This is a genomic window from Mesorhizobium sp. M7A.F.Ca.CA.002.05.1.1 (assembly GCF_003998335.1).
GTDB lineage: Bacteria > Pseudomonadota > Alphaproteobacteria > Rhizobiales > Rhizobiaceae > Mesorhizobium.
In genome coordinates this window covers 1-4,434 of the sequence record NZ_RZQI01000497.1, presented here as the reverse complement: position 1 = coordinate 4,434, position 4,434 = coordinate 1, and the positions used below count along the sequence as shown (strand labels likewise).

At 65.5% G+C, this 4,434-nt stretch carries 4 protein-coding genes and 1 pseudogene; 2 read left to right on the top strand and 3 right to left on the bottom strand.

Going from position 1 to position 4,434, the window contains the following annotated elements; genetic code table 11:
• Positions 1 to 367 (bottom strand): hypothetical protein (locus EN939_RS22485; protein ID WP_127269763.1); only part of this gene is annotated, 367 nt, incomplete at its 3' end.
• A gap of 222 nt (positions 368 to 589) precedes the next feature.
• Here EN939_RS22485 and EN939_RS22480 point away from each other — a divergent pair.
• Together EN939_RS22480 and EN939_RS22475 are read left to right on the top strand one after the other, a co-directional pair.
• Positions 590 to 955, top strand: coding sequence for a RidA family protein (locus tag EN939_RS22480; RefSeq protein ID WP_013528752.1), 366 nt, complete (start codon positions 590 to 592; stop codon positions 953 to 955).
• A 28-nt stretch (positions 956 to 983) separates the two neighbouring features.
• The gene (locus EN939_RS22475) at positions 984 to 2,216 is read left to right on the top strand and encodes an amidohydrolase/deacetylase family metallohydrolase (RefSeq protein WP_127269761.1); all 1,233 of its coding nucleotides are present in this window, start codon (positions 984 to 986) and stop codon (positions 2,214 to 2,216) included.
• Between the two features lie 16 nt (positions 2,217 to 2,232).
• Here the strand turns inward: EN939_RS22475 and EN939_RS22470 are convergent, their stop codons facing one another.
• Positions 2,233 to 4,023, bottom strand: coding sequence for a flavin-containing monooxygenase (locus tag EN939_RS22470; protein WP_127269759.1), 1,791 nt, complete (start codon positions 4,021 to 4,023; stop codon positions 2,233 to 2,235).
• A 115-nt stretch (positions 4,024 to 4,138) separates the two neighbouring features.
• A pseudogene (locus tag EN939_RS22465) lies at positions 4,139 to 4,434 on the bottom strand (RpiR family transcriptional regulator); the annotation flags it as partial.

Here is a 4,434-nt window from a genome sequence, read left to right as displayed (position 1 = left end):
TGGCAACCGAGCCGTCGAATTTCTTGTGCAGCACGGCGCGGTCGCCGTCGACATCGATGTCGCGCATGTTGGTGACGCGAAACAGCGCCTCGCGCAGCGGCTCGGCGAATTTGGTCGCCGCCGTCTCCCTGGCCTGGCGCAGCCATTCGTCGCGATAGATTTCGAGCCTTGGAAACTGCAGCCGCCAGGCGTCGGCGTTGTGCAGGAAATGCGCATGCATGCCGAAGAAGCTCGAGGCTACGAAATCATCCTCGACCATGGCCCAGTCCTGGCCGATGAAAGCGTCGATGTCGCGCCGCACCAGCATTTCCCAGAGCGCGTGGCGATCGGCATCGCCTGATGGAAACGGGTTCTTGTCGTAAGTCATCGCTGGGTGTCTCCGCTCTGGCAAATGCGTCTGTACGTTGCGGCTTCCAAGCCGCCCGTCAGCGCGTACGATGCAAGCGCTCTTGTAATAAAGCAACACGGATTTCGAAGAATGTTGCTTTCCAACAAGGCCCCCTATGAGGATCGCCCCGATCGGCGTAAATGTCGATCGAAGCGGGCGCTGCCATGGCACCCCGTCCTGTCATCAGAGGAGGCTTGTCCCTTGCCGAAACAGTGTTTTGGAACATCGCATGTGCCGTTGTCGCCCGCCGTGCGGGCCGGCGATCTCGTCTATGTCTCGGGCCAGGTTCCCGTCGGCAGCGACGGCATCGTGGTCAAGGGCGGCATATCGGAACAGACCGAGCAGGTGCTCGCCAATATCAAGGCCGCGCTGGCGCTGGCCGGCTGCACCATGGACGATGTGGTGAAGACCACGGTCTGGCTGGAAGATGCGCGCGATTTCGGCGCCTTCAACGCGGTCTATGCCCGGCATTTCCCCAAAAACCCGCCGGCCCGCACCACGGTCGAATCGCGGCTGATGATCGATATCAAGATCGAGGTCGAGGCGGTCGCTTACCGGCCTCTGTAGGCAAAGCAACGAAGCGGAGGTGACCTCAATGCAATTCGACCTCCTGCTGAAGGGCGGACGGCTGATCGATCCGGCCGCTGGCCTCGACGCGCCGCGCGATGTCGCCATCGCCAATGGCCGCGTTGCCGCAGTCGATGCCGATATCCCGGCGGACAGCGCAGCGCAGATCGTCGATGCCGGCGGCTGCATCGTCACGCCGGGCCTGGTCGACCTGCACAGCCACGTCTATTGGGGCGGCACGTCGCTTGGCGTCGATGCCGACCGGCTGGCCGCCAAGAGCGGCACCACCACCTTCATCGATGCGGGCAGTGCCGGCGCCGGCAATTTCCTCGGCTTCCGCCGCCATGTCATGGAGCGGTCGAAGGTCCGCATCCTGGCCTATGTCAACATTTCCTTTGCCGGCATTTTCGGCTTCTCGCAGACAGTGTCGGTCGGCGAGTGCAGCGACCTCAGGCTGTGCGAGCCGCGCGAGGTGGTCGCGGCGGTGCGTGAACACCGCGATGTCGTGGTCGGCGTAAAAGTCCGCTCCGGCAAGCATGCCGGCGGCACCAGCGGCATCGCCCCGGTGGATCTGGCGCTGGAGGCCGCCGACCAGGCCGGCCTGCCGCTGATGGCGCATATAGACGAGCCGCCGCCCGGCCGCTCGGAAGTGCTGCCGCGGCTGCGCAGGGGCGACATTCTCACCCACTGCTTCCGGCCGTTTCCCAATGCGCCGGTATTTGCTTCCGGCGCGGTGCGGCCCGACATGCGGCTGGCGCGCGAGCGCGGCGTCATCTTCGACATCGGCCACGGCATGGGCTCGTTCGATTTCGCCGTTGCCCGTGCCATGCTCGAGGAAGGGCTGGCGCCCGACGTGATCTCGAGCGACGTGCATCTCTACTGCGTCGACGGGCCGGCCTTCGACATACTGGTCTGCATGTCGAAGCTGCTGGCGCTCGGCATGCCGCTGGTCGAGGTCCTGCGCGCCGCCACGCAAGCGCCGGCGCAGGCGATCGCCAGGCCTGACCTGGGCACGCTGGCGGTCGGCACCGTCGGCGATGTCGCCGTGCTCCGGCAGCGCCCGGGCCGCTTCACCTTCGTCGATGCGGTCGGCGCGTCATTGGTCGCCGACCAGAGGCTGGTGTCGGATGGCATCGTTATCGGCGGCACCTGGTGGCCGAACGAGGCGGCTGATCACAACGAGACCGAGCGTTTCGTGGCGCAGGCGTCGCATACGCATGTTGAGGTGGCCGCGAGGCATTTTGGGCATCGGCACGATTAGCTCTTGCGGTAGATGGCTACCGCCCCGAATTGCTCGGCTTCCCATAAACCGGCGTCTCAATGCGCTCCATCCGCGCCTTGATCTGCAGCGCCACATATTTCGAATAGAAGCGCGACAGCGCCAGATTGCCGCCGTGGAACCAAAGCGCTTCCTGCGCGGTCGGCTTCCACATGTTGCGCAGCTCGCCTTGCCAGGGTCCGGGGTCGCCCTTGACGCCCGAGCCAAGCCCCCAGCAGGGGCCGACCTTGTCGGCGACTTCGCGCGAGACGATCGAAGCCACCGTCTCGTTCATCGACTGATAGCCGGTGCAGGCGATGATGGCGTCGGCGGCGAGTTCACTGCCGTCCTCGAACAGGATGCCGCTCGGGGTCAGCGACTTGATGGCGACGCCGCTGCGGATGCCGATCTTGCCGTCGATGATCAGGTCGGAAGCGCCGACATCGATATAGTAGCCGGAGCCGGTGCGGTAGGCCTTCATCAGAAGGCCGGTCTCGTCGTCGCCGAAATCGAGGGCGAAGCCGGCGGCGCGCAAGCGGTCGTAAAAAGCCGCGTCGCGCGCCTTGATCACCTCGTAAAGCGCCCGCTGGCCCTTGGGCACCAGCGCGAACGGCGTCGAGGCGACGATCATGTCGGCCTTCTCGGTGGTGATGCCGCGCGCCAGTGCGTCTTCCGAGAAGATCTCGAAGCCGACTTCCATCAGCGTGTCCGATTTGACCACCGTCGTCGGCGAACGCTGGATCATGGTGACCTCGGCGCCGCTTTCCCAGAGGTCGACGCAGACATCGTGGCCGGAGCTGGCCGCGCCGATGACCGCGACTCGTCTGCCGCGGAATTTGTCGCCGCTGGCATACTGGCTGGAGTGCAGCAACTCGCCCTTGAACCGGTCGGCGCCCGGCAGATCGATCCGCCGTGGCGGACCGTAGGCGCCGGTGGCGAAGACGATGTGCTTCGGCTTCAGCGTGATCTGGCGGCCGACGCGGTCGACGACCACGGTCCAGACTTTTTCGGCCTCATCATAGGACGCGCTCAGGCATTTCGTGGCGACCCAGTAATTGAGCTCCATGACGCGCGTGTACATTTCCAGCCAGTCGCCCATCTTGTCCTTGGGCGTGAACACCGGCCAGTTTTCGGGGAAGGGAATGTAGGGCAGATGGTCGTACCAGACCGGATCGTGCAACACGAGCGTGCGATAGCGGTTGCGCCAGGAATCGCCCGGCCGCGCATTCTTCTCGATGACGATGGTGGGCACGCCGAGCTGGCGCAGCCGCGCCCCCAGCATGATGCCGCCCTGGCCGCCGCCGATGACCAGGCAGTAGGGCTGTTCCTCGGTGCCGAGCTCGCGCGTCTCGCGCGCCCGCGCCTCCGACCAGGTCTCGCGCCTGGGATCGGCCTTGTGGCGCACGCCAAGCGGCCGCTTCGCCCCCTTGCGCTCCTCGAAGCCTTTCAGGTCCGTCATTGCCGTGAACAGCGTGCGGCAGCGGCCGTCGCGCAGCCGCATGATGCCCTCTCCCCTGGCCACCGCGGTTTCGAAGCTGAACCACGCCTCGATGGTGCCATCGTCCGAGATCGCCTCGCCGGTCAGTTGCCACGCGCTCGGCTTGGCCGTCGCCAGCGTCGCCGCCAGCATGTCGGCGATCGCCTCGCGGCCTTCCATGGTGGTGATGTTCCAGGTGAAGGTCAGGAGATCGCGCCAGTAGCAATCGTCGACGAACAGGTTGCTCGCAGCGGCCACGTCGCCGGCTGCGAGTGCCTGCGCCAGGGATTCGAGCCATGCGGCTGCCTGTTTCGTCGGTGCTATTTCGAGCATTTCTTTCCCTCTTTGTGCATGCGCCCAATCCAAGTTGGGATCATCAATTGTTGAACTCGGCGCCGCCCCTCATCCGCCTGCCGGCACCTTCTCCCCGTGAACGGGGAGAAGGGAGCTAGTCTCCGAGCGGCTCCATCTCCTTGCCGGTGCGGTGGATCTGGGCGTTGTATTTGATGCGGCGCACGGTCTCGCGGGCCGAACCGTCGAGCTTGTAGGCCGAGGCCACCGCCAGAAGGTCGATCGCCGCCAGGAAGGCGAAGCGCGAGGCCGTCGGCTTCAGCGTGTCGGGATATTCGGGCACCGCCACCGTCAACCTGACGTCGCAGGCGCGGGCGAGTTCGGTGTCGGGCGCGGTTACGGCGATGGCGTTGGCGCGGTAGTGCTTGGCGAGCTCGACGGCCTCGATCACCT